This window comes from Rhizobium sp. BK212 (assembly GCF_014197475.1).
In the GTDB taxonomy this organism is placed as follows: Bacteria; Pseudomonadota; Alphaproteobacteria; order Rhizobiales; family Rhizobiaceae; genus Rhizobium; species Rhizobium anhuiense.
Window position 1 is genome coordinate 570,049 of the sequence record NZ_JACIFS010000001.1, and the last position, 22,931, is coordinate 592,979.

The following is a 22,931-nucleotide window of genomic DNA, read 5'->3' on the forward strand; positions in this document are numbered from 1 at the left end:
GTCAGGCCTCCTGCCGGCGCAGCAGTGTCGTCGCGGAAACGACGATGAGAATGAGCACGCCCTGGACGCCGCTGACCAGGGTGCTCGAAATATTCAGCAACTGGAAACCGTTGACCAGGAAGCCGACCAAAAGGGCCGAAAGCAGCGTCCCGGTGACTGTCGGAACCAGCCGGCGCGAAAAGACCGAGCCGAGCAGGGCGGTGACGACGACGGGCAGCAGCATCTCGCCGGCGCCGGTCGTGCTGCCGCTCAGATAGGAAACGGACAGGATGCCGGCGATGCCGCCGGAAACGCCGCTGGCGACGAAGGCACCTGATAGTAGCCGGCGAAGCGGCAGACCGGCGGCACGCGCCGCATCCGGAAACTCACCGACAGCGTAGAGACGCAGGCCGAGCGGGGTATATTGCACGACCGCCGTCGCGATCGCCGTAAAGCCGAGGAGCACATAGGCGAGAACCGGTATGCCGAAAGGATCCGAGGCCGAAAGCGCCGAGAGGAAAGGTGTCGAGGCCGGCAGGACGGTATTGCCGGTCAGCACCAATTCCAGGCCGGCGACGACGTTCATGACGGCAAGCGTGGCGAGCAGCGGCACGATGCCGGCATAAACGACGGCAATGGCATTCACCGTGCCGATCAGCGCCCCGGTCAAGATCGCCGCGGCAATCGCCGTCGCATCGCCGTAGCCGAGCTGCGTCAGGCTCGCATAGACGGCGGCGCTGAGACCCATATTGGCAGCGAGCGACAGGTCGATGCCGCCGGTGACGACATTGGAGCCGCCGGCGATCAGCACGATCGTCAGACCGATGGCAAGCACGCCTGAGATGGCCGATTGGCCAAGCACATTACCGATATTGCCGATGCTGAGGAAATAGGGTGCAGTCAGCGAGAAGACGATCAGGATGGCGGCGAAGGCGATCAACGATCCGAAGCGTAGCGCGGCCGCTGCAATATTGCCGGCCGGCCGGGGAGGCGGTTCCGCAGCAGAAAAACCGGAAGGCGCGAATTCCACTTCAGCCGACATGACGATGTCCCTCGGATGATCCCGTCGATTGAGCCAGCACGGCATCCGCCGTGGCCTCCGACGATATGAATTCCCGCACCACGCGGCCGCGGAAAAGCACAAGGATGCGATCGGTGATGCCAACGAGTTCGGGCAGATCCGAAGACAGCACGATCACACCGGCGCCGCGCGCCGCGAGTTCGCCGATCAGCGTATAGATCTCGACCTTGGAGCCGATATCGACGCCGACCGTCGGCTCGTCGAGGAGATAGACCTCGGAGCGGCGGCTCAGCCATTTGGCGATGGCGATCTTCTGCTGGTTGCCGCCTGAAAGCGTGCGCAGCAAGGCATCGCGCCCATTGGCTTTCACCTGCAGCCGACTAATCAGGGCATCGGCTTCGTCCCGTTCGCGTTTGCGATCGAGAAAGCCGAAACGGGTGAAACGGCCAAGGCTGGAAAGGCTGATATTTTCCGCGACGCTGAGGTCGAGCGCGATGCCGTGGCGTCGCCGGTCTTCCGGCACCAGCGCGATCTCGCGCCCTGTCGCCTGCGTTGGATTGGTGAAACGGGCAGCCTTGCCGCTGACCTCGATACGGCCGGACGCCGCTGTCTCCAGACCGAAGAGGGTGCGGACCAGCTCCTTGGCGCCGGAGCCGAGCAGGCCGGTGAGGCCGAGCACCTCGCCGCGGCGAAGCGTGAAACTGACGTCGCTATATTTCCCCGGCGCCGACAGTTGCTCGACCTTGAGGATTTCTTCACCCGGCGTCACCTGTGGCTTCGGGAACATCTCCTTGATGTCGCGCTCGACCATCAGCCGCGCAATCGCACCGGCCGAGGTGTCCCCGATCGGCAGGGAGGCGACATCAAGTCCATTGCGCAGCACGGTGACGTGGTCGCAGAGCTCTTCGATTTCGTTCAGGTAATGCGAGATATAGATGATGGTGACGCCCTCGTCGCGCAGACGACGGATCAGCCGGAAGAGGATATCGGCCTCGCGGCGCACCAAGGCGGCGGTCGGCTCGTCGAAGACGAGCACTTTCGGCTGATTGAGGAGGGCGCGGGTGATCTGTACGATCTGCTTTTCGGCGGTCGACAATTCGCCGATCAGCGCGCTGTTCGACAAGCGGATACCGAAATAGTCGTTGAGAATGTCGGATGCGCGCCGCTGCATCAGTCGCCGGTCGAGGAAGGGCGTACCTGATATGCGCGGTTCCCGGCCGAGGAACAAGGCTTCGCCGACAGTGAAAGTCGGAACCAGCAGCCGGTCCTGGTGAATGAAGTGGATGCCGAGCTCTTCGGCAAGATGCGGCGTCAGCCTGTCGAAAGTTTGCCCTTCGATCTCGATCCGGCCGCCATCCGGCTGGTGAAGACCTGCCAGCAGCTTGATCAATGTCGACTTACCAGCGCCGTTCTGACCGACGAGACCGTGGATGGTACCGCGCCTGACGATCAGCGACGCGCCGGCAAGCGCCTGCGCCCCGCCGAAGTGCTTGACGATGCCTTCGAAGCGGAGGATGTCGTTGCGTGCCGTCACCGGCTGCTTCAACGAAATGGCCGTCATGTCGATCTCTCCGGGCAAATTCCGAGCGATCCGGTCATGGCCGGCTCGCTCGTGTTCAGTGTCAGCCGATGCCGAGCTTCTTGGTGACTTCGCCGACATTGGTCTTGTTGGCGAGCAGCGCCGGAACATAAGTCTCGCGCGGCAGGGTCTGGCCGGCGAGCAGCTTGGCGACGTTGCGGATGGCGGTGCGGCCGATTTCCGCCGGCTGCTGGGCGACATCGGCGCCGGCCGGCGAATTCGGATCGGCGATGAGCTGCAAGACTTCCGGGCTGCCGTCGACGCCGTAGGTGCGGATCTCGGTCCGCCCGGCGGCCGTCAGAGCCTGGGTCGCGCCAAGCTGCGGAATGTCCCAGGCCGACCAGATCGCCTTGATCGAACCCTTTTCCGGATATTTGTTGAGGATGGCCGTGATCTGCGTGAAGGCGTCCTGCACGGTGTTCGGGATGACGTCGCGCAGTTCCGGCTGCAGGATTTTCACCTTCGGGAAATATTTGACGACATTGACCAGCTGGTCGTAGCGGATCGCGCAGGGGGTCACGCCGTAGAAGCCGTTGAAGACGACGATATTGCCTTCGCCGCCGATATCTGAGACGAGCTGCAGCGCTAGGTCCTTGCCGATGCCCCAATTGTCGGAAGTCGTGTTGTTGATCGAGGTCGAGCCGACGTCGACGGTCAGGACCGGGATCCCGGCATCGCGCGCCTTCTTCAGCCAGGGATCGATGACGCTGAGCGTGCCGAGGATCTGGACGATCGCATCCGGCTTCTGGGCGATCAGCGTCTGCAATTGCGAAACCAGCTTGCCGTCATTGCGCCCGGCATCGACGGCGATCGGCTCGCCGCCGAGGCGCTTTACCTCTTCGATCTGGGCATTATAGGCCTGCAGGTCGAAGAAGTGATCGGTCCCGGTGGCGCTGATGGCGATGCGCTTGCCTTTCAGCGACAGCTCTTCGGCTGCAAAAACCGGCTTCTGCCCGATGAGCGAGGCACCGGCGACGGCAACCCCGGCCGCGGCCGACAGTTTCAACAGGTCTCGTCTTCCGAGACCGCTTCCGGATTTTTCGATGCTCATTGCCATTCTCTCCAATTAATTATGTCTATAGATTAAATGGATTAATGCGGATGAGGAGGAACGAATTTCCAAAAGAACGATCTCCGGGGAAAAGAGTGGAGGGAACGAAAGCTGATCCCTGGCTGCGGTTTCCCATGACCGGGAATGATTTCGGATGTCTCGGCGGTTTTGGGAGCGATCAGATGAGTCGACAGTCCACAGCCACCGATCAGGAAGAAACACGCACTGCATAATTCTTGCGCATGCGACCAGATTTGCCGAGGGTGAACGCCTGCCAGGCCGTGGTGCCGTGTGGCGCGACAGCAGTCATAAAATCACGATTTACATGGGCGCGGTCGGGTTTTATCCCACGACGTTGATATCCAGCGCGAAGCTTGGCTTCCATTTGGCGCGCAACTTGCCTCTCTCCCTGTCAGGGAGAATGAAACAATGCCCGATATCGATCCGCAGATTTTCTCAATAAGCCGGCCATCCCTCGGAGGCTACAAGGCCTTCGTTCAACGCGACATGATCGTCGAGACCTATCGCAGTGCCGCGGGGCAAATGGTTTCAAGGGGCTCGCTTCATAGAATTTCGATCAACCGTACGGCGCACGGCAAATATGCCTATCGGTTTGGAAGCGGGGCATTCTGCGAAGTTGAGAGGCCGCCCTTCACTCTGGGATTTCAACCGGCTGCCACGGTCCTTGAGGTCGAGGGCGATGCGGCGGATTATATCTCGATCTTCCAGTCACCGGCGCTCTACAGCGGCATCGGGGGTTCTCGCTTCGATCCCGAGCATTGGGATAGTGATGCGCTGAGCGCGACGACGGATCCGACAACGCTGCAGGTTGCGCTTTCTCTTGCATTTGCCGCCGAGAAGACCGGGCGCGACGACCCGCTTTTGATGCAGCATCTGGGAATGGCGCTCGCCTGTTGTGTTGTAAAACTGCTGGGCGCCAAACCTGAAGCCGGCGATCGTCCGCTGACATCGGAGAATCTCCGGCGCGTGATCGATTACATCGAGGACCTGCTTGGCAAATCCGATTTGAGTGTTGAGGAGCTGGCCGGTGTGGCCCATATGAGCCCCTTTCACTTCAGTCGGGAATTCAAACGGGCGGCGGGCATGGCGCCGCATCGCTTCGTCCTCGAACGCAGGATCGAGCGGGCGCGACTTTACCTTGCCGATGGCAAGGAGACGCTTGCAAACATCGCTTATACCACAGGCTTTTCCAGCCAGGCGCATTTCTCCAGCGTCTTTCGGCGTCTGATGGGGGCGACACCGAAGGAATACCAGCGTTCGGTCCGTCTTTGAGCCGGCGCCCGCCGATGGCAAATCAGCAATTTTGCGAAAGATAATCGCACGAATTTGAAATCTCTTGAGGCTGCGGTCTGCGAGGCTTTTCCCATCAGGAGGCCCGTATGACCGCTTTTGCCCAAACCAATCCGATTACCGACATCTGTTTTTTGGTCGAGGATGTCGAAAGAGCATCTGCCTTCTATGTCGAGCGGCTTGGCTTCAAGCCGCGCCGCCGCGCTCCCGGCTTTGCCGATTTCAAAGGCGCGGGCGTGACGCTGGCGCTCTGGGAGATCGCGCATATCGCCGAGAATACCGGTGTCTCAAACCGCCGGGCGCCTCCGGGCGTGCACAAGGCCTGCGCGGCCATCGAGCTTGCCTCGCCACAGCAGGTCGATGCTGCCTATGCGGAGCTGAAGGCCGCGGGCGTGCTCTTCCACGCGCCGCCGCAGAATTACGTCTGGAATGCGCGATGCTGCTATTTCGCCGATCCCGACGACAATCTCTGGGAGATCTATGCGTGGTCCGAAGGCGGCCCGATCGGCGACATCGACCCGCAGTAACGAGCATAAGCGGCCCAGCCAGCCGTCCGACAAACCAACAAGGGGAAGGCAAGCAAATGAACGGGGATGACAAACAAATCGCGGTCGGCAGGCGTACCGTCCTGAAGGGCGGAGCCTTTGCTCTCGCCGCGGCGACGGCGGGGATCAGCGTATTCGTACCGCGTCATTCGAACGCCGCCGCATCCAAAGTCGTCATCAAATATGATTGGCTGATGAGCAACGGACAGATCGGCGATATCGTTGCCGTCAAGCAAGGCCTGTTTGAGGCCGAGGGTCTCGACGTCGAGTTTTCCCCTGGCGGTCCCAATTCGGCAACGGTGCCGCCTGTGATCACCGGTGATGCGCAGCTCGGCCAATTCTCGGATTCGGCACAGCTTCTTCTTGCCAGGTCATCCGGCGTGCCGATCAAGATCTTCGCCTGCGGTTTCCGCATGGCGCCTTTCGCCTTCTACTCGCTGCCTAAAGCGCCGATCCGCACCGTCAGGGATATGGTCGGCAAGCGCATCGGCATCCAGCCGACGGCCCGTTATGTGCTCGATGCCATCCTGCTGAAGAACAATATGGATCCCTCGAGCCTGACCATCACCAATATCGGCTTCGACATGACGCCGCTGATGACCGGTCAGGTCGATGCGGTCACCGGATGGATCACCAACACGCAGGCCCTTTCCGTCATCGGCCCCGACCGCATCGATCTGATGATGAAGGACACGGGCCTGCCATCCTATGCCAATGTCTATTTCGCCACCGACGATGCCGTGAGCGGCCATGCCGAGACACTGGCAAAGGTGCTGCGTGCCGTCGCCAAGGGTTGGGCCTGGACGCATGAACATCCCGAAAAGGCGGTGAAGTTGACAGTCGAGGCCTATCCGCAGCTCGATCTTGCCGTAGAGCTGAAGACGGTGCCGCGTATATTGTCGCTGAGCTTCGACGCTGCGACCGGCAAGGATGGCTGGGGCAGCTTCGATCCGGCCGCGCTTGCCGAGCAGATTTCCGTCTATGACAAGATCGGTCAGTTCAAGAGCGGCGCTCCGAAGCTGGAGGATTGCTATACGACTGAGATACTGGACATGACGGCGGGCGACCGCCCGAAGATTGCGTGAGAGCGGATTTGCCTGAAGCAGCGGCCATCGAAACCAAGGACTTGGCTGTCGGCTATGCCGGCGCTGTCGAGACGACCCGCATTCTGTCCGGCGTCGACCTCAGCGTCGGCAGGGGTGAGTTTCTGACCATTCTCGGCCCTTCCGGTTGCGGCAAGTCGACCTTCCTGCGTGCGGTGGCGGATCTTCTTCCGCCGCTTGACGGGCGGCTGTCGGTGCTCGGCAGGACAGCTTCGGAGGCGCGCCGGCGGCGCGAGGTCGCCTTCGTCTTTCAGGACGCAACGCTGTTACCCTGGCGGACCGTGAGGGAGAATGTCGCGCTGCCGCTCCAGGTGGGGAAGAAGAGCGTCTCGCGCTTGGTCGATCCGCGGCCCGACCATTGGATCGAGCTGGTCGGCCTGTCGCATCTGGCCGACCGCTATCCGCATCAATTGTCCGGCGGACAGCGCCAGCGCGTCGCCATAGCGCGTGCGCTTCAATGCGAGCCGGATATCCTGCTCATGGACGAGCCCTTCGGTGCGCTCGACGAGATCACCCGCGAACGACTGAACGACGAGCTTCTGGACGTCTGGCGCCGGACCGGCACGACCATCCTGTTCGTCACTCACAGCGTCATCGAGGCGATCTATCTCGGCGGACGCGTGCTGGTCCTGGCCGCCAATCCGGGCCGCGTCCAGGCGCTGATCGACCTTGCGCCGATGAAAGACGAGCGCGGCCTCTGTCGGCGTGAGAGCCTCGATGTTCAGGAGACCGCCGCCCGTCTGCGCCAATTGCTGCAGGAGGGGAGTTCGGCTGCATGACGCACCGTCCGTTATCCATCATCGAGGCGATCGGCCTTCCTGTTATCGGTGCCCTCTCATTGCTTCTCGCCTGGCAATGGCTGGTGCCGGCTCTCGGTATTCCCAGTTATATCGTTCCCACGCCGCTGGCGATCCTGCGCACGCTTGGCATCGAATGGCGCTTCCTGCTGTCGAATGCCGTTCCGACATGGGGGGAGGCGGGTCTCGGCTTCCTCCTGGGCAACGGTCTCGCCGTGATCATGGCGATTGCCTTTGTCTATAATCCGCGGTTCCAGGCCGCCTATTTTCCCGTCGTCCTGCTCTTCAACACCATCCCGGTGCTGGCGCTCGCGCCGATCATCATCCTCATCTTCGGCCTCGGCATGCTTCCGAAGATCATCATCGCCGCTCTCATCTGCTTCTTCCCAACCCTGGTGAATACCGCCCGGGGCCTCAATCTGGCGACTGCGAGCGAGCTTGACCTGATGCATGTGCTTTCGGCGAGCGGATGGGAAACGTTCTGGCGCCTGCGCGCACCACGGTCCGCCCCCTTGCTCTTTGCATCATTGCGCATTTCGGCAACCACCTGTGTGATCGGCGCGATCGTCGGGGAGTGGATCGGCTCGAACCAGGGGCTGGGTGCTGTCATCATCCAGTCGACATTCAACTATCAGGCGGAAAGGCTCTTTGCCGCCGTCGTGCTCGCTTCTCTCTCCGGCATCGTCTTTTTCGCCGTCGTTGCCCAGATCGAGCGGATTTTCCGTCGGCTGCATCAGGGGCAAAGCTGAAGCCCCGGTACGAACGAACCACCAGTCCGAACTCCTGCCCAGATGCCGATCACGCAGACGCAGATATTTGGCAGCTATCGAAGATAAGCCGGATCGGCGCTATTGAACATTGTATCACTTGAGACTAAATATAACCTCAAGTGAAAAGGATCCATGATCATGATGGGATTTGCGCTCATCGCCGATGTTCTCGGATTGCCTGCCAGGGAACCGGCATCGCGTTCGGCCTTCGGTCTGCTCTCCAGCATCGAAGAAGGCTTGCCGGTCAAGGCGCTCGATCGCATGGCGATGCTTCTGGCGCCCGATGATGTCCAGTTCAAATACCGCCTCGTTCCGAAGGCCACCTACGAGCGGCGCAAGTCCAAGCATCGGCTCTCTTCCGACGAGGGCATAAAGCTCGCCCGTCTTGCCCGTGTCTGGGGCCTGGCACTCGATGTCTGGCAGAGCGAGGCTGAGGCGCGCGACTTCCTGTTTCGCCCGCATGCAATGTTGGAGGACAGGCGGCCGATCGACGTGGTCATCCAGAGCGAGATCGGCGGCGAGCTGGTACTCGATATCCTCGGAAGCCTGAAATACGGCAGCGCTGCGTGAGCGCAAAGCATCTCGACCGGACGTTGACATCCGTCCGCATCGGCGATCCCGCCGGAACCTATCCGATCTTCGACGCCACCGGCTCGACCATCGCGCCGGGACGGTGGAACACATCGGGCAGCCCGATCATCTACACCAGCGAGCAATATTCGACGGCGCTGCTCGAAAAGCTCGTCCACGGCAGCGGGCGGCTGCCGCCCAACCAGCACTATGTGACGATCACAATACCGCGTGGGTTAAGCTACGAGGTCTTCTCCGAGCCCGCGCTGCCCGGCTGGGACAGCATGCCGGCTGTTGTCAGCAAGGCTTTAGGCGAAAAATGGTGCCAGGAAAAACGCAGCGTCATCCTGCTGGTGCCAAGCGTCGTCGCCCGCGTCGACCGCAACATATTGATCAACCCGGCCCACCCGGAATTCCCCTCGATCACCGCGAGCCTCCACCAACCCGTCTTCTGGGATCGCCGTCTGTTCGGCATCTGATGGGTTGAGGGTGCAATCAACGTTTCGGTGACGACCGGCGCAGCATTTCTCCCGGATTGCCGCAATCACACCTCCCGCCGCGGCGAGCGGGCCATCAGCCTGGCATAGGCGATGGCCGACAGCATGTTGACATGGTTGGCCTTGCCGGTGCCGGCAATGTCGAAGGCGGTGCCGTGGTCGACGGAGACGCGGTCGATCGGCAGGCCGAGGGAGACGTTGACCGCAGTCTCGAAGGCGACGAGCTTGATCGGGATATGGCCCTGGTCGTGATACTGGGCGATGACGAGATCGAAGGCGCCGTTATAGGCGCGGGCGAACACCGTATCGGCCGAGATCGGCCCGACGACGTCGATGCCTTTTGCCTGCGCCTGCTCGACGGCGGGCGCGAGAAACTCCATGTCTTCGGTGCCGAACAGGCCGTTTTCGCCGCAATGCGGATTGAGGCCGGCGACGGCGATGCGCGCCTTGCGGCCGAGCCGCAGGAAGTGCCTGTGGCCCGCTTCGATGGTCGCCAGCACCCGCTCGGTCTTGGCGCGCTCGATCGCCCCCTTCAGCGAGATATGGGTGGAGACGTGGATGGTGTTCAGCCGTTCGGAGGCAAGCAGCATGAAGGAACTTTTCGAGCCGGTGAGATGCGAGAGAAGCCCGGTGTGGCCGTCATGGTGATGGCCGGCAAGGTTCATCGCTTCCTTGTTGATCGGCGCGGTGACGATGACATCGGCTTGGCCCGACATGGCGAGATCGACGGCGCGGGTGATATAACGCACCGAGGCATCGCCGGCGACGGGGCTGATCTTGCCGATTTCGGGCAGGGCCGCGCCGAGCGGCACCTCGTCGACGGCGATCCTGTCGTTGCCGGCGGCATCTGCAGGGCCGAATTTCAGTCCGGCGCCGGTGACGCGGTCGGCGCGTTCCAGTGCTTCGACATTGCCGACAATGACGAAATCGCGGCGCTCCTCCCTCGGAAGGGCTGCCAAGGCCTTAACGATCACTTCGGGGCCGACGCCGGCCGGATCGCCCAGCGTCACGGCGACTTTCGCATTCCTGTCCATCGAGCGGGTCCCTTCTGAAAACTTTGCCGCCTAAAAAGCGGCGGCGTAAATCGAGCGAATGTCGGCGCGCGAGAGGTCGCGCGGATTGTTATCGAGCAGGCGGCGAATGGCAAAGGCGTCGTCGGCCATGGCGTCGAGATCGCTCTCCGGCACGCCAAGGCCGGAGAGCTTCATCTCGATGCCGAGCTCGGCGCAGAAAGCGTAAGCCGCATCGAAGACGGATGCTATATTCTCCGAGGTCTCGTAACCGAGCGCTTCCATCACCGCCTTCGTTTTTTCCGGGGCAGCCGGCGTGTTGAAGGCGAGCACATGCGGGAAGATCAGCGCATTGGCCGCGCCATGGGCCACGTGCCAGCGGGTGCCGAGGGGATAGGCGAGCGCATGGCCGCCGGCGGTGTTGACCGGGCCCAGGCAGAAGCCGCCGTAAAGCGAGGCGAGCGACAGGCCGGCGCGCGCCTCGGCGTCGTTGCCGTCCTTGACGGCGCGGGCGAGATATTTGCCGACGAGGCGCGCTCCCTCGATCGCATAGATATCGACCATCGGATGGGCTTTGCGGTTGGTGAAGGCCTCGACGCAATGGGCCATCGCGTCGACGCCGGTGGCGGCCGTCGTGCGGGCAGGCACGCTGAAGGTCAAGGCCGGATCGATGACGGCGATATCGGCCAGCATGTGCAGGCTTTCCACCGCAAGCTTTGCCATCGTGGCGGGATCGGTGACCAGCGCGCGGATGCCGGCCTCGCTGCCGGTGCCCGATGTCGTCGGCACCTGGGCGAGAGCGACCTTGCGCGGCCCATGCACCCTGTTCGGGCCGACGACCTCATGCAGCGTCTGCGTGGAGCCGGCAAGCACGGCCGCCAGTTTTGCCAGATCCATGGCGCTGCCGCCGCCGAAGCCGACGACCAGCTCGGCATTGGCGGCGTTTGCCGCCGCCAGGACCTTTTCGAGATTGGCCGTATCCGGTTCAGGCATCACATCGGAGAAGACTGCCACCTCACCCTTCAGCTCCAGCACGTCGATGCGCGAGGCGTTGAAGGCATCGGAGATGACAAGTGTGCGCCGATAGCCCTTATCGGCGGCCCATTTGCCGAGCTTTCCCGCCGTGCCGACGCCGAATTCGATCAGATGCGGCCGAACGATCGTGATTGGCGAACCCAAGCTGGCCATGAACCAGTCCTCCCTGCAATATCGTCGCTCTCTTTAATGTAAAGTTGTAAGATCAAAGTCAAGCCGGCATTCCAAAGGGTGGAGATTTTTATCGGCAGATATGGGCTTGCCGCGCCTTGAGACGGGGGTTCCGTGTCAGTATCAATAAATATATCAGTGGGTTATGGATTCCATATCGATGGCGACTGCAGTTCGGCGCAAAGGGCCGGCCGCCACGCCGACGGCGGTGAATAATCCGATCCTGTTGTCAACTACCATCCCGCTGCCGATCGGCGGCCGTTGTATCCTGTATCTTTCGCGTGCGATTGGATGCAGGTTTACAATTTTCCGGCTGCCGCTTTGCTCACGGCAGGGATTGCGGGGCGAGGCTGACATATTTGATGGCGCGCCGGTAGTAGGTGTAGGCGATATGGAGCGTGCCGTTGTGACCCTGGAGGACCGAGGGATAGGAGAATTCGCGGTTCAGCGAATCCTTCGAATTGTTGCTGAGGCAGAAGCCGTCGCCGGTATCGAGGTCGATGTGGTGTGGAAAGCTCTTGCCGCCATCCCGCGATATCGCCAGGCTCAGCGGCGCCCGCGGAACACCCCAAATGGCTTTGCGGCCGCCATCGGCTGCAACGACGGTCTCGCCGGCAGCGCCACCCTCGATTTCATCATAGAGCGACTGGCGCCGCGCATCCGACATGCCGGCATTCGAATGGTTGTAAACCATTGCGATTGCTCCATAATTCAGGATCGTGGCCTGGATCGAGGAGTTGTTGTTCGGCAGGTCGGTGGCTTCGGGCGCACTCCAGGTCTCGCCACCATCGGAAGATCGGCTCGACAGGATGTTTACGGCGAAACGGTTACGATAGAAGGCGATCATCTCGTCGCCGCCGAGCGGCAGGATGTTCATATGTACAGCGCCGACACTGTCCGGAATGTCCCGCATCTGCCAGCTCGCGCCGCCATCGCGCGACGTCAGCACGGCAGCCGTGTCGGCATCGCCGCTCCAGCGCTGGCCGTTCAGGCCGACGCAGCGGAATACCGGAAGCAGCCAGTCGCCCCTGCCATTGACGACGATCTGCTGGCGAACGAAGGTGCCGGGGCTGTCACAGAGGATTCGGACAGCGCCGAAGCTCCGGCCGCCATCACTTGAAATCCGGCATTTGACAATCGAACCGTCCTGATTGCCCGAGGTCTGCGAGGTATAGAGCAGCCAGATCTTTCCGTCCGGAGCATTGAAAATCAACGGATTTTGCTCGGATTTCTGCGGATCGTCGCTCATCTTTTCCGGTGCGGACCAGCACTCGGAGCCGGGCGCCAGCCGCGACATGTAAATCGAGATGTCACCCATGCCCTCCATGGTGCCGCCGAACCAGACGCAGGTCAGCGTGCCGTCTGGCAGAAAGGCAAGATTGGCCGCATGGTTCTGGATGCAAGGGGAGGGCAGGTAGGCCTCGGCGCGGCCCTCGATCGTGGGGTGAGGGGCGATGGCCCCTGTCATCAGGGCAGGAACGGCTTCCGGAGGCAGGCCGGTAAAACGCATGACGGATCTCCTCAAGGCAGCTTGGCGTAGCTATCGGCGAGTGCGGCATAGTCGGCATCGCCGAGCGGCATCAGCGGCGCGCGCGTGCGCCTCCAGGCGGGATTGCCGGTTTTCAGCCCCACCATTGCCTTGATGGTGGGGATCTGGACGTAGGAATTGGACAGCGTGCGATAGGCGTTGATGCGGGCCTGCGCCGCCTCGACATCGCCAGCACGCGTCTCGTCATGGACATGGTCGTAGACAGTGCGCAGCGAATTCGCCACGAGATTGGAGGTGGCGGTGATGCAGCCGGCCCCGCCCGCCTTCAAGAGCGGCAGCAGCAGCGGATCGGCGCCCGCCAGCACCGAAAAACTGGGATGGGCGGCGATGATTGCCTGCATGTTGTTGAAATCACCCGCAGATTCTTTGATGCCGACGACCGTTTCCGGGAAGGCGGCAATCAGCCGGCCGATCAGCGGAAGGGAGAGCGGCACGCCGGAGACCTGCGGGATATGATAGAGGATGACCTGCAGGCGGGTATCGGCGACTTTTTCCAGCACCTGCGAATAGGCGGCGAAGAGCCCATCGTCGGTGACGCCCTTGTAGTAGAAGGGCGGCAGCATCACCACCTTGGTCACGCCAAGCGACAGCGCGTGCCGGGTCAGCTCCACGGTCTCGGGGATGGCGACGACACCGGTGCCCGGCAAAAGCCTGTCGGCCGGAATGCCGGCCTTCAATGCCGCTTCCAGAATCGTGCGGCGCTCGGCTGCGGAGAAGGAATTGGCCTCGCCCGTCGTGCCGAGCAGCGCCACGCCATGACATCCCTCGGCCAGCAACTGCCGGCAATGATCGGTGAAAAGGGCGAGATCAGGTGTATTGTCTGCCGTCAGCGGCGTTGCCGATGCGCTGAAAACGCCTGTAATCCTGTGATGGCTCATTTCGCCCTCCTCGGCGCGTCCTGTCTGGGGGCGATGAACCGCCCGATGGCGCATGGAAATGTCATTCATCTGTCGTGATGGAGTGCAAAGAACTTTTCCATTGCGGCCATTTTGTCAAGAAGACAAAGTGCTGCGGTGCAGATTAGAAAACTTATCTATCTGTTATTGTTTATATATTTTTACAACGAAATTTTGTTCGGATCAAAATAACGATTTTTTGTTGACATATTTACAATAACGAGAGAACGATACGGGACGGATTGTGCTGCGCCTGGCAGGTGCAGGGAGAGCGCTGCCGAATTCACCGTGGGAGGGAATGCCATGTCTTTTGACCAAACGGATAAAACCAATCTATCGCGTCGCAACGCGCTGAAGCTCGGCCTTGCGGCCGGCGTCGGCCTGACCGTGTTCGGGATGAATGCCCGCATCGTGATGGCCGATGAAGGCCAGGTGCTGAAGGTCGCGCATCCGGCCTTCGACCAGGACTGGTCGCCGCTGCGCGGCGGCGGCAGGACGTTCCGCTGGAATTCGATCTGGTGGGCCTCGCCGATGTATTTCGACAGCCAAGGCAATATCAAGCCTTACGTCTTCACCAGCTGGGAATCGGCCGACAACACCGTCTGGACCTTCAAGATCGAACCCAAGGCCGTCTTCTCCGACGGCAGCAAGATCACCGCGGCCGACGTCAAGGGATCGTGGGAAGTCGCCTCGATGCCGAACACCAAGAACCAGCGCGCCGACCAGGTGCTGAGCAAGGTCAAGGGTTACGCCGAAATCGCTGCCGGCTCCGGCAACGAGCTGACGGGTGTCGCGACCCCCGACGAGGGAACGGTCGTCGTGACGCTGGCTGCCGCCGATCCGATCTTTTTCATGCGGCTCGCAAACCACATCGCGCCGATCACCAAGGCATCGCAGTCGCGCGGCAGCGACGGCGAGGAGATCATCGACTGGTACAAGCCGGATAGTAAGCCGGTCTTCTCCGGCCCCTTCAAGCTCACGAGCCTCGATATCGACGCCGGCAAGCTTTCTTTCGAGCCGAACGAGAATTTCTTCGGGCCGAAGCCGAAGCTTGCACGCATCGACATCACCTCGATCGAAGACAATGTCAGCGCGACGTCGCTGATCAAGTCGGGAGAGTTCAACGCCCATACCGAACTCATCACCTCGACCATCATCCAGGATCTCGGCCCGGAATTCTCGGCAGGACCACTGATTCCGACGAGCCAGCACTTCTGGTTCAACATCTCCCGTGCGCCGATGGACGATCCGAAGGTCCGCCAGGCGCTGATCATGGCGGTTGATCGCGACGGGCTGTTCAAGGCGTCCTATCCCGATGGGCCGCACAAGAAGGCCGACCAGATCCTCAATTCGGTTCCGGGCGCTGACAATTCCGGCTTCGAGCCCTATCCCTATGATCCGGAAGGCGCAAAAAAGCTGCTTGCGGAATCGACCTATGGCGGGCCGGAGCGCCTGCCGAAGATCCTGTTCGTCGGCATCTCGGGGCCGGCCATTCAAGCGGCCGCCCAGTTCATTGCCGAGCAGTGGCGCCAGAATCTCGGCATCACGGCCGTCGACATGAAGCCGCAGCAGGACTCCTATGCCGGTCCGGACCAGAACTCGGTCCAGATCTTCCGCGACGACGTCGGCACCCGCGTGCCCGATGCGGTCTCTTATCTCGCGGGTTCCATCGCCTCGACCTCATCGAACGCACAGAACAAGCTCGGCGGGTACAAGAACGACAAGGTCGACAGCGCCCTTGCCGAAGCGACGACCAAGGCTGCGGATGATCCGCAGCGCATCGCTCTCGCCCAGCAAGCCCAGAAGGCGTTCCGCGACGATTGGGCCTTCATCCCGTGGTATTCTCAGGCGATGTCGCGCTGGGCCACCAAGGACGTCAAGGGCCTGGAAAAGAACCTCGACTGGCAGGTGGTCGAACCCTGGAACATTTCCATCGGTTGATCGGCGGAAACCGTCCCTGTCGGCACTAACCCGCGCGAAGGCTGCAAGGCCTTCGCGCAAGTTTCAAGAAGAAGAGATGCGATCGCAGCCAAAAGCGGGAACGCATCGAACAACAGGTGGGAGGTGGCCTTGCTGCGCTACGTGCTAACCCGGTTTGCCATCTGGATTCCGTCGGTTCTGGTGGTGATGCTGGCCGTCTATGCGCTGGCCTTCTATGGCGCCGGCGATCCGATCAAGCTGATCTTCCTGCGCGCGCCCGGTGATGTCGCCTATAATCCGCAGCGCATCGAAGCCATTCGCGAAAGTGCCGGCCTCAACAAGCCCTTCATCGAACAGTTCGGCCTTTACATCTGGAACCTGCTGCACGGCCAGTTCGGCAATTCGCTGACCTCGGGCCGCTCCGTCTGGGCAATGGTTTCGGCGGCTGCACCCGTCTCCTTCCAGCTGGCTCTCTGTTCGATCATCCTGACAGCCGTCGTTGCGATTCCGCTCGGCATGATCGCGGCGCTGAACCAGAATTCGCGCATCGACTATGCCATTCTGGGCTCGGCGCTCTTCCTCTGGGCGATCCCGGCCTATGTCGCCGGTCCGCTGCTGATGGTCGGCCTCATCGTGCTGCTGCCGGGTGCAAGCGTGCCCTACGGCTGGGGCGGCATATTCGATGTCCGGATACTGCTGCCGCTGCTCGTCCTGTCCTTCCAGCCGATCGCGTTGATCGTGCGCCAGACGCGCGCCGCCGTCATCGAGGTGCTGTCTGAGGATTTCGTCCGGACCGCCCGCGCCAAGGGCGTGCCCGAGATCGTCGTGGCACTGCGCCATATCCTGCGGCCGGTGCTCACACCCGTCGTCACCCAGCTCGGCCTGATCATGATCACCATCGTCAACGGCGCGATCTTCGTCGAACTCGTTTTCGGCCTGCCGGGCCTTGGCCGCTTGACCGTGCAGGCGCTGATCAATTCCGATTATCCGGTCATTCTGGCCATCACGCTGATCGGATCGTTCCTGGTGATGGTGTCGAACCTGCTGGTGGATGTGCTCTACCCGCTGCTCGATCCACGCGCCAATGATTCAAGAAGGAGCCGCTGACCATGTCCGCCGTCCCTCTTTCCACCGCTGAAACCATCGAGGAGCCGCCGGTCAGCCTCTGGCGCGACGCTTGGTACCGGCTGAAGCGCAACAAGCTTGCCATCTTCGGCCTCGTCGTCGTCCTGATCCTCGCCTTCACGGCGATCTTTGGGCCCTATCTCACGCCCTACGACTATCTGAGCCAGGACCTCAACGCCCGCAACGCACTGCCGTCGATGAGTCATCTCTTCGGCACCGACGATCTCGGCCGCGACGTCTTCAGCCGTGTGGTCTTCGGCACGCGCACCGCTTTCCTCGTCGCCGTCATCGTCACCTTTTTCGCGGTGGTGATCGGCCTCACGCTCGGCGCGGTGGCCGGTTTCTTCGGCAATCCCTTCGATCGCGCCATCATGTGGCTGACCGATGTGACGATGTCGGTTCCCAACCTGCTGCTCGTCGTCGTCATCAACGCCTCGCTGAAATCGCCGATCAGCAAATGGATGGAGGCGCGCTACCTCGAGACCCTCAATCCCTTCTACCGCCAGACGATATGGGTGGATTTCATCCTCGTCTTCGGGTCGATGGCGTTGATCTCCTGGCCGCCCTATGCCCGTCTCGTCCGCGCCCAGGTGCTGTCGATCCGCAGCCGGCCCTATATCACCGCGGCCCAGGCGCTCGGCCTGTCGAACTGGATCATCATCAAGCGTTATGTCATTCCGAATGCGCTGGGGCCGTTGATCGTCTCGGTCAGCGCCGGTCTCGGCACGGCGATGGTGCTGGAAAGCGCCTTCAGCTTCCTCGGCGTGGGTGTCAATCCGCCGACGCCCAGCTGGGGCAACATGATCTCGGACGGGCTTCGCGTCTGGCAGCATTATCCGCATCTTCTCGCCGCTCCGGCGGCCGTGCTTGGCCTTGCCTCGGTTGCCTTCAGCTTCCTCGGCGACGGCCTCAACGACGCGCTCAATCCGCGGGGCAGCAAATGATGGACACCAAAAGCACCGACCGCCTGCTCGATGTCAGAGGCCTTACCGTCGAAATCGACGGCCGTAACGGCCCGGCCGTCGTCGTCGACGGCATCGATCTCCATGTCGACAAGGGCGAGACCCTCGGCGTCGTCGGCGAATCCGGCTGCGGCAAGAGCCTGACCATGTTGAGCCTGATGCGCCTGCTGCCGAACAAGATCAAGGTCACCAGGGGATCGGCGACGTTCGACGGGCGCGACCTGCAGACAATGTCCAATCGAGAGCTGCGCAAGGTGCGCGGCGGCGATATCGGCTTCGTTTTTCAGGATCCGATGACCTCGCTCAATCCCGTCATGCGCGTCGGCGACCAGATCTGCGAGCCGCTGATCTACCACCGCGGCATGAAAAAGGCCGAAGCCCGCACGCGCGCTGTCGAGCTTCTGCGCCTGGTCGGCATTCCCGGCCCGGAGGAGCGCCTGCAGGCCTATCCGCACGAACTTTCCGGCGGCATGCGCCAGCGGGTGATGATCGCGATCGGCCTTGCCTGCAACCCGAAACTTCTGATCGCCGATGAGCCGACGACGGCGCTTGACGTCACCATCCAGGCCCAGATCGTTGATCTGGTGAAGGAACTGCGCGCCAAGCTCGGCATGTCGGTGGTCTGGATCACCCATGACCTGGCGCTGATCGCCGGCCTCGTCGATCGCGTCGCCGTGCTCTATGCCGGCACCGTGGTCGAGGACGCGCCGGTCGACGAACTCTATGCCCGCCCGAGCCATCCCTATACGCGCGGTCTGCTGTCCTCGATCCCGAAACTGTCAGACCCGCCGGCAAGCCGGTTGAGCTCGATCGGCGGCACGCCGCCGGAGCCTGGCCGCCGGCCGAAGGGCTGCCCGTTTGCGCCGCGTTGTCCGCTTGTGGAAAACATCTGTCACGAGAAGGTGCCGCAACTCGAACCGCTGAGCGGCAGCAGCAATCATCGCGCCGCCTGTTTCGTCGTCCAGAGAATGCAGGAGGCCGCATGATGGGTGCCGAACCGCTGCTCAAGGTCGAAAACCTGGTCAAGCATTTCCACGTCAAGCTCGGCGCCTTCGGGGAGCGTTCGGCGACCGTTTATGCGCTCGACAATGTCAACCTCGACATCATGGAAGGCGAGACGCTGAGCCTTGTCGGTGAATCCGGCTGCGGCAAGTCCACGACCGGTTTCACCATCCTCAACCTCTACAAGGCGACCAGCGGCAAGGTCGTCTACAAGGGTCAGGATCTCGCGACGCTCGACGAAAAGCAGATGCGGCCCTTCCGCCGCGACCTGCAGATCGTCTTCCAGGATCCGTATTCGACGCTCAATCCGCGGATGACGGTGGGCGAAGCGATCGGCGAGCCGATCCTCTTCCACAAGCTCTGCACCAAGGCGGAGCTGAAGGAGAGGGTGGCGACGCTGCTCACCGATGTCGGCCTGCCTAAGCGATTTGCCCAACGTTACCCGCACGAGCTTTCCGGCGGCCAGCGCCAGCGCGTCGTCATCGCCCGCGCGCTCGCCTGCCAGCCGAAATTCATCGTCTGCGACGAGGCGATCTCGGCGCTCGACGTGTCGATCCAGGCACAGATCATCAATCTGCTGCTGGATCTGCAGGAGAAATATGGGCTGACCTATCTCTTCATCGCCCATGACCTCGCCGTGGTGCGCCACATCAGCACCCGCGTCGGCGTCATGTATCTTGGGCGGCTGGCCGAACTTGCCACCCGCGAGGAACTCTTCGACAATCCGCTGCACCCCTATACCAAAGCGCTGCTGTCGGCCGTTCCGGATACCGATCCGGAGCATGAGCGCACGCGTCAGCGCCAGATCCTGCAGGGCGACGTGCCGAGCCCGCTGAACCCGCCGTCGGGCTGCCGTTTCCACACGCGCTGCCCGATCGCCATGGATGTCTGCAGCAATATCATTCCCGCGTGGAAGGAGGCGAAACCCGGCCATCTCGTCGCCTGCCACGCCGTCAACACCGGACAGACCGCATGACGCTGAAGGCCGTTATCATCGCCGATGATCTGACGGGTGCGCTCGATACCGGCACGCCCTTCGTCGAAGCCGGCCTCTCGGTTTCGGTCGCCGTCGATGTCGAGGCTGCTCAGGATGCGGTCGCCACCGGTTGTGATGTCGTCGTCGTCAATACTGCATCGCGCGCCATTGGCGAGCGCGAAGCTGCCGAGAGGGTGCGCCACGCGACTGGGGCGCTTCGCGGCGCAAAGCCTGATATCGTCATGAAGAAGATCGACTCCCGGTTGAAGGGTAATGTCGCGGCGGAAAGCCTGGCGCTGGCGGAGGTGCTCGGCCTGGAGACCATCCTCGTGGCGCCCGCCATTCCCGATCAGGAGCGCGTGACCTACCGGGGCTGCGTCGTCGGCCGCGGCGTCGACGGGCCGCTGCCGATCGCCGATCTGTTCAAGGGCCGCGCGGGCAATGTTGCCGTTGCCGATGCGGAGGACGATATGGATCTCGACCAGATCGTTGCCGATCATGACTGGCGGCTGACACTTGCGGTGGGCGCCCGGGGTCTCGGCGCCGCACTTGCCCGCCGGCTTGGCGAAGAGGAGCGACAGCCAATGCCGGAATTTGCAGCGACCCAAGGTACGCTATTTGCCTTCGGCTCGCGCGACCCGATTACCATAGCCCAGATGGACCGGCTCGAAGCTTCGGGCGTCCTGCGCATGGTGGTGGACGCGCCGATGGGGGAGATCGAAGGCGGGGAGGGCATGGCGCTGCCGGCGCTACTGCGCTGCTCCGGCGATATGGCAGCCGATGCAGCACTGGTCGCCCACCGTTTTGCGGCAGGCGTCAAAACGGTTATCGACGATACCGGGCCTGACATGCTGATGCTCGGGGGTGGCGACACGGCGCTTGCCGTTTTCCATGCGCTCGGGGTCAGGGTGCTCGCCCCGAAGGGCGAGATCGAAGCCGGCGTGCCATGGTTCGATGTCACGGCCGCCGATGGTCGGCATTTTCGGTGCGCCGTGAAGTCCGGGGGCTTCGGCAAGCCCGATAGTTTGCTAAGACTGGTTCGTTGGAATCGGGCGGCATAGAACAGGATGAGAGCATGATGTCGTCCGAAAACGGCTCACGCTTTTCGGCATCATGCTCTAGTAAGATACCGCCGGGGAGAATGACGTGGCTGAAGTGAATGGCGAATCTTTGAACGCGGAAGCCGGCCCGCCGGGCAAGCCGGAACGCGGCAAGGCCGTCAAGTTGGTCGATCGCGTCTTCGACCAGTTGCTCGAGCGTATCCGCGGCGGAAACTATCCGCCGGATTCACGCCTTCCCGGCGAGCATGAGCTTGCCTCGATGCTGGGTGTGTCGCGGCCGATCGTCCGCGATGCGCTGGCGCGCCTGCGCGATCAGGGCATGGTCTATGCCCGGCAGGGCGCCGGCACTTTCGTCAGCGCGCATGGATCGCCGACGACGCAGCTTGCCTATTCGCCAGTCAAGACGATCGCCGATATTCAGCGCTGTTACGAATTCCGCCTGACGATCGAGCCGGCGGCGGCCTATTTCGCTGCCAAGCGCCGCAATGAGCAGGCGATCCAGAAGATCGCCAGCGCGCTTGCGGATCTGCGTGAAGCGACCAGCCATCAGCTTCACCGCACCGACGCCGATTTCATGTTCCATCGTGCCGTCACCGAAGCCGCCAACAATCATTATTACACGGCCTCGATCGATGCGCTGAAGGCCCATATCGCCGTCGGCATGCATCTCCACGGCCTCTCCCTGCTCGGCCCGCGCCAGGGGCTGGAACAGGTCTATGAAGAGCACAACGCCATCTACAAGGCGATCGCCGATGGCCGGCCTGACGATGCGCAGAGGCTGATGAAGGCGCATCTCGAAGGCTCCCGGGACCGCCTGTTCGAGGGCAGGGTGCTTGACCTGTCCTTCTGAAGCGCATTCCCAGGCGGCTATCCGCTCGAAATGAGTCAGCCGGATTTCTGCTTCTTGATGATGCTGATGTTGCCGCTCACTTCGAGGATGGCAGATTTTATCTCCGTCACGCTCTCGATACCTTCCTGGCTTCGCGCTGCCTGCATGACATCTTCCTTCTGCAGCCGGGCTCCTTTGAGCGCGCGTTCGTCGTAGACGCCATCCGTCACCAGAACGGTCGGAACGCCATCGATGATATGAGCTGCGCGAGGCCACCACCTCTTGACGTAGGACAGGCCGATGTCGGTCGTAAAGAGTGTCAGCGCGGACGCAAAAGTTCCCGGTGATGACGGGGCCGTTGCCGTGTACATCGGATGCGTAGCAGTCCAGGCGCCTTCGCCGATCAAGGGAACGAAGCGCACCCCGCCGAGATCCTCTTCCTCGAAGGCGTTGGCCCCGGTACGGGTGAGGCGTTTCAGGCGCTGCGCTTCACTACGTCCGACCGGAATGATCAGCCGCCCTCCGAGGGTCAACTGTTCTTTCAAGGCGCTTGGCACCTCGGGTGCGCTCGCAGAAACGATAATGGCATCGAACGGAGCGGCTTCCGCCCAGCCCTTGCTGCCATCGCCGACGCGAACGTCAATGTTGTCGTATTCCAGCTTCTCGAACCGTTCCTTGGCCTGAAGCGCCAGGCTTTCATGGCGCTCGATGGAATAGACGTGGCCTGCTATCCGGCTGATGAGGGCTGAAGCGTATCCGGAGCCCGTTCCGACCTCGAGCACTTTGTCGCCGGCATCCAGATCGGCCTTTTCGAGCATGAGAGCCACGATGAACGGCTGCGAAATTGTCTGGCCCTCGCCAATCGACAGCGGCGCATCCTCATAGGCGAATTCCTCGAAGCCTGGAGCGACGAATTTTTCGCGCGGCACCAGGCGCATTGCCCTGGTGACGTTTTGATCGCGAATACCACGACCTGACACCTGGTGCTCCACCATGCGTTCTCGGATGCGCGTCATGTCCACGGATCAGCTCCACTGTCGCCGATTGCACCTTGGGCAAACGTCCGGGTGGTGCAGACTGTAAAACAAATGGGCGACGAGGGAGTTCCTGCGCGGAGCAGATTTTGGCAAGCGGCGAGGGCGCGGGTGAAGCGACACCCGATGGGTCGCACT

At 62.1% G+C, this 22,931-nt stretch carries 23 protein-coding genes and 1 pseudogene; 14 read left to right on the plus strand and 10 right to left on the minus strand.

What is annotated here, in order from left to right:
* Nucleotide 1 precedes the first annotated feature (1 nt).
* The 4 genes from FHT79_RS02740 to FHT79_RS02755 form a co-directional block, all read right to left on the minus strand.
* Nucleotides 2–1,021 carry an ABC transporter permease gene (locus tag FHT79_RS02740; RefSeq protein WP_028757424.1) on the minus strand — a complete coding sequence of 340 codons (1,020 nt, stop codon included), beginning with the start codon at nt 1,019–1,021 and terminating at the stop codon, nt 2–4.
* Nucleotides 1,011–2,561: a sugar ABC transporter ATP-binding protein gene (locus FHT79_RS02745; RefSeq protein ID WP_028757423.1), complete on the minus strand. Its 1,551-nt coding sequence runs from the start codon at nt 2,559–2,561 to the stop codon at nt 1,011–1,013. The genes FHT79_RS02740 and FHT79_RS02745 overlap by 11 nt, the downstream gene beginning before the upstream one ends.
* A gap of 61 nt (nt 2,562–2,622) precedes the next feature.
* Entirely contained in the window at nt 2,623–3,630 is a 1,008-nt protein-coding gene (locus FHT79_RS02750; protein ID WP_183902955.1) for a sugar ABC transporter substrate-binding protein, read from the minus strand.
* Nucleotides 3,631–3,838: 208 nt separating this feature from the next.
* Nucleotides 3,839–4,015, minus strand: a complete 177-nt coding sequence (locus tag FHT79_RS02755; protein WP_155295713.1) for a hypothetical protein — start codon at nt 4,013–4,015, stop codon at nt 3,839–3,841.
* 44 nt (nt 4,016–4,059) lie between these two features.
* On the opposite strand from FHT79_RS02755, the gene FHT79_RS02760 reads away from it, so the two are divergent.
* The 7 genes from FHT79_RS02760 (at nt 4,060) to FHT79_RS02790 (ending at nt 9,205) form a co-directional block, all read left to right on the plus strand.
* Nucleotides 4,060–4,923 (plus strand): AraC family transcriptional regulator, encoded by an 864-nt coding sequence (locus tag FHT79_RS02760; RefSeq protein WP_097630940.1) that lies wholly within the window; start codon nt 4,060–4,062, stop codon nt 4,921–4,923.
* 107 nt (nt 4,924–5,030) lie between these two features.
* Nucleotides 5,031–5,468 (plus strand): VOC family protein, encoded by a 438-nt coding sequence (locus FHT79_RS02765; RefSeq protein ID WP_097630941.1) that lies wholly within the window; start codon nt 5,031–5,033, stop codon nt 5,466–5,468.
* A 56-nt stretch (nt 5,469–5,524) separates the two neighbouring features.
* Nucleotides 5,525–6,571, plus strand: a complete 1,047-nt coding sequence (locus FHT79_RS02770) for an ABC transporter substrate-binding protein (RefSeq protein WP_028757629.1) — start codon at nt 5,525–5,527, stop codon at nt 6,569–6,571.
* A gap of 8 nt (nt 6,572–6,579) precedes the next feature.
* Nucleotides 6,580–7,368, plus strand: coding sequence for an ABC transporter ATP-binding protein (locus tag FHT79_RS02775; protein WP_028757630.1), 789 nt, complete (start codon nt 6,580–6,582; stop codon nt 7,366–7,368).
* Complete coding sequence (locus FHT79_RS02780; RefSeq protein ID WP_047613228.1) at nt 7,365–8,135, plus strand: ABC transporter permease; 771 nt, start codon at nt 7,365–7,367, stop codon at nt 8,133–8,135. The genes FHT79_RS02775 and FHT79_RS02780 overlap by 4 nt, the downstream gene beginning before the upstream one ends.
* Before the next feature lie 159 nt (nt 8,136–8,294).
* A complete protein-coding gene (locus tag FHT79_RS02785) occupies nt 8,295–8,726 on the plus strand; it encodes an antitoxin Xre/MbcA/ParS toxin-binding domain-containing protein (RefSeq protein WP_097630965.1) in 432 nt (143 codons plus the stop codon).
* Complete coding sequence (locus FHT79_RS02790) at nt 8,723–9,205, plus strand: RES family NAD+ phosphorylase (RefSeq protein WP_097630942.1); 483 nt, start codon at nt 8,723–8,725, stop codon at nt 9,203–9,205. Before FHT79_RS02785 ends, FHT79_RS02790 begins: the two co-directional genes overlap by 4 nt.
* Nucleotides 9,206–9,270: 65 nt before the next feature.
* Here the strand turns inward: FHT79_RS02790 and pdxA are convergent, their stop codons facing one another.
* The 4 genes from pdxA to FHT79_RS02810 all read right to left on the minus strand — a co-directional run bounded on the left by pdxA (nt 9,271) and on the right by FHT79_RS02810 (nt 13,866).
* Nucleotides 9,271–10,257 carry a 4-hydroxythreonine-4-phosphate dehydrogenase PdxA gene (gene pdxA / locus FHT79_RS02795; RefSeq protein WP_097630943.1) on the minus strand — a complete coding sequence of 329 codons (987 nt, stop codon included), beginning with the start codon at nt 10,255–10,257 and terminating at the stop codon, nt 9,271–9,273.
* Nucleotides 10,258–10,287: 30 nt separating this feature from the next.
* Nucleotides 10,288–11,421 carry an iron-containing alcohol dehydrogenase gene (locus FHT79_RS02800; protein WP_097594748.1) on the minus strand — a complete coding sequence of 378 codons (1,134 nt, stop codon included), beginning with the start codon at nt 11,419–11,421 and terminating at the stop codon, nt 10,288–10,290.
* Nucleotides 11,422–11,764: 343 nt separating this feature from the next.
* Nucleotides 11,765–12,949 carry an exo-alpha-sialidase gene (locus FHT79_RS02805; RefSeq protein WP_097594749.1) on the minus strand — a complete coding sequence of 395 codons (1,185 nt, stop codon included), beginning with the start codon at nt 12,947–12,949 and terminating at the stop codon, nt 11,765–11,767.
* A gap of 11 nt (nt 12,950–12,960) precedes the next feature.
* Entirely contained in the window at nt 12,961–13,866 is a 906-nt protein-coding gene (locus tag FHT79_RS02810) for a dihydrodipicolinate synthase family protein (protein WP_028757420.1), read from the minus strand.
* 321 nt (nt 13,867–14,187) lie between these two features.
* Here FHT79_RS02810 and FHT79_RS02815 point away from each other — a divergent pair, with 321 nt between their 5' ends.
* The 7 genes from FHT79_RS02815 (at nt 14,188) to FHT79_RS02845 (ending at nt 21,780) form a co-directional block, all read left to right on the plus strand.
* Nucleotides 14,188–15,825, plus strand: a complete 1,638-nt coding sequence (locus FHT79_RS02815) for an ABC transporter substrate-binding protein (RefSeq protein WP_097594750.1) — start codon at nt 14,188–14,190, stop codon at nt 15,823–15,825.
* A gap of 129 nt (nt 15,826–15,954) precedes the next feature.
* Nucleotides 15,955–16,911, plus strand: a complete 957-nt coding sequence (locus tag FHT79_RS02820) for an ABC transporter permease (RefSeq protein WP_047613496.1) — start codon at nt 15,955–15,957, stop codon at nt 16,909–16,911.
* A 2-nt stretch (nt 16,912–16,913) separates the two neighbouring features.
* A complete protein-coding gene (locus FHT79_RS02825; RefSeq protein WP_047613218.1) occupies nt 16,914–17,873 on the plus strand; it encodes an ABC transporter permease in 960 nt (319 codons plus the stop codon).
* Nucleotides 17,870–18,877: an ABC transporter ATP-binding protein gene (locus FHT79_RS02830; RefSeq protein WP_097594751.1), complete on the plus strand. Its 1,008-nt coding sequence runs from the start codon at nt 17,870–17,872 to the stop codon at nt 18,875–18,877. The genes FHT79_RS02825 and FHT79_RS02830 overlap by 4 nt, the downstream gene beginning before the upstream one ends.
* Nucleotides 18,877–19,869: an oligopeptide/dipeptide ABC transporter ATP-binding protein gene (locus tag FHT79_RS02835; RefSeq protein ID WP_047613214.1), complete on the plus strand. Its 993-nt coding sequence runs from the start codon at nt 18,877–18,879 to the stop codon at nt 19,867–19,869. Before FHT79_RS02830 ends, FHT79_RS02835 begins: the two co-directional genes overlap by 1 nt.
* Entirely contained in the window at nt 19,866–20,930 is a 1,065-nt protein-coding gene (locus FHT79_RS02840) for a four-carbon acid sugar kinase family protein (protein WP_047613213.1), read from the plus strand. Before FHT79_RS02835 ends, FHT79_RS02840 begins: the two co-directional genes overlap by 4 nt.
* An 85-nt stretch (nt 20,931–21,015) precedes the next feature.
* A complete protein-coding gene (locus FHT79_RS02845; protein ID WP_047613211.1) occupies nt 21,016–21,780 on the plus strand; it encodes a FadR/GntR family transcriptional regulator in 765 nt (254 codons plus the stop codon).
* A gap of 35 nt (nt 21,781–21,815) precedes the next feature.
* Here FHT79_RS02845 and FHT79_RS32485 read toward each other — a convergent pair whose 3' ends face one another.
* Nucleotides 21,816–21,989, minus strand: coding sequence for a YetF domain-containing protein (locus FHT79_RS32485; protein ID WP_342588695.1), 174 nt, complete (start codon nt 21,987–21,989; stop codon nt 21,816–21,818).
* 29 nt (nt 21,990–22,018) lie between these two features.
* Nucleotides 22,019–22,781, minus strand: a pseudogene (locus FHT79_RS02850) (protein-L-isoaspartate(D-aspartate) O-methyltransferase); the annotation flags it as partial.
* Nucleotides 22,782–22,931: the final 150 nt, after the last annotated feature.

What these genes read in the sequence shown, in the direction of transcription:
- FHT79_RS02745 (WP_028757423.1), bottom strand. Translation starts at nt 2,561, where the DNA reads ATGACGGCCATTTCGTTGAAGCAGCCGGTGACGGCACGCAACGACATC.
- FHT79_RS02755 (WP_155295713.1), bottom strand. Translation starts at nt 4,015, where the DNA reads ATGGAAGCCAAGCTTCGCGCTGGATATCAACGTCGTGGGATAAAACCC.
- FHT79_RS02780 (WP_047613228.1), top strand. Translation starts at nt 7,365, where the DNA reads ATGACGCACCGTCCGTTATCCATCATCGAGGCGATCGGCCTTCCTGTT.
- FHT79_RS02810 (WP_028757420.1), bottom strand. Translation starts at nt 13,866, where the DNA reads ATGAGCCATCACAGGATTACAGGCGTTTTCAGCGCATCGGCAACGCCG.
- FHT79_RS02785 (WP_097630965.1), top strand. Translation starts at nt 8,295, where the DNA reads ATGATGGGATTTGCGCTCATCGCCGATGTTCTCGGATTGCCTGCCAGG.
- FHT79_RS02830 (WP_097594751.1), top strand. Translation starts at nt 17,870, where the DNA reads ATGATGGACACCAAAAGCACCGACCGCCTGCTCGATGTCAGAGGCCTT.
- FHT79_RS02740 (WP_028757424.1), bottom strand. Translation starts at nt 1,021, where the DNA reads ATGTCGGCTGAAGTGGAATTCGCGCCTTCCGGTTTTTCTGCTGCGGAA.
- FHT79_RS02835 (WP_047613214.1), top strand. Translation starts at nt 18,877, where the DNA reads ATGGGTGCCGAACCGCTGCTCAAGGTCGAAAACCTGGTCAAGCATTTC.
- pdxA (WP_097630943.1), bottom strand. Translation starts at nt 10,257, where the DNA reads ATGGACAGGAATGCGAAAGTCGCCGTGACGCTGGGCGATCCGGCCGGC.
- FHT79_RS02840 (WP_047613213.1), top strand. Translation starts at nt 19,866, where the DNA reads ATGACGCTGAAGGCCGTTATCATCGCCGATGATCTGACGGGTGCGCTC.
- FHT79_RS02770 (WP_028757629.1), top strand. Translation starts at nt 5,525, where the DNA reads ATGAACGGGGATGACAAACAAATCGCGGTCGGCAGGCGTACCGTCCTG.
- FHT79_RS02815 (WP_097594750.1), top strand. Translation starts at nt 14,188, where the DNA reads ATGTCTTTTGACCAAACGGATAAAACCAATCTATCGCGTCGCAACGCG.
- FHT79_RS02760 (WP_097630940.1), top strand. Translation starts at nt 4,060, where the DNA reads ATGCCCGATATCGATCCGCAGATTTTCTCAATAAGCCGGCCATCCCTC.
- FHT79_RS02800 (WP_097594748.1), bottom strand. Translation starts at nt 11,421, where the DNA reads ATGGCCAGCTTGGGTTCGCCAATCACGATCGTTCGGCCGCATCTGATC.
- FHT79_RS02750 (WP_183902955.1), bottom strand. Translation starts at nt 3,630, where the DNA reads ATGAGCATCGAAAAATCCGGAAGCGGTCTCGGAAGACGAGACCTGTTG.
- FHT79_RS02765 (WP_097630941.1), top strand. Translation starts at nt 5,031, where the DNA reads ATGACCGCTTTTGCCCAAACCAATCCGATTACCGACATCTGTTTTTTG.
- FHT79_RS02825 (WP_047613218.1), top strand. Translation starts at nt 16,914, where the DNA reads ATGTCCGCCGTCCCTCTTTCCACCGCTGAAACCATCGAGGAGCCGCCG.
- FHT79_RS02805 (WP_097594749.1), bottom strand. Translation starts at nt 12,949, where the DNA reads ATGCGTTTTACCGGCCTGCCTCCGGAAGCCGTTCCTGCCCTGATGACA.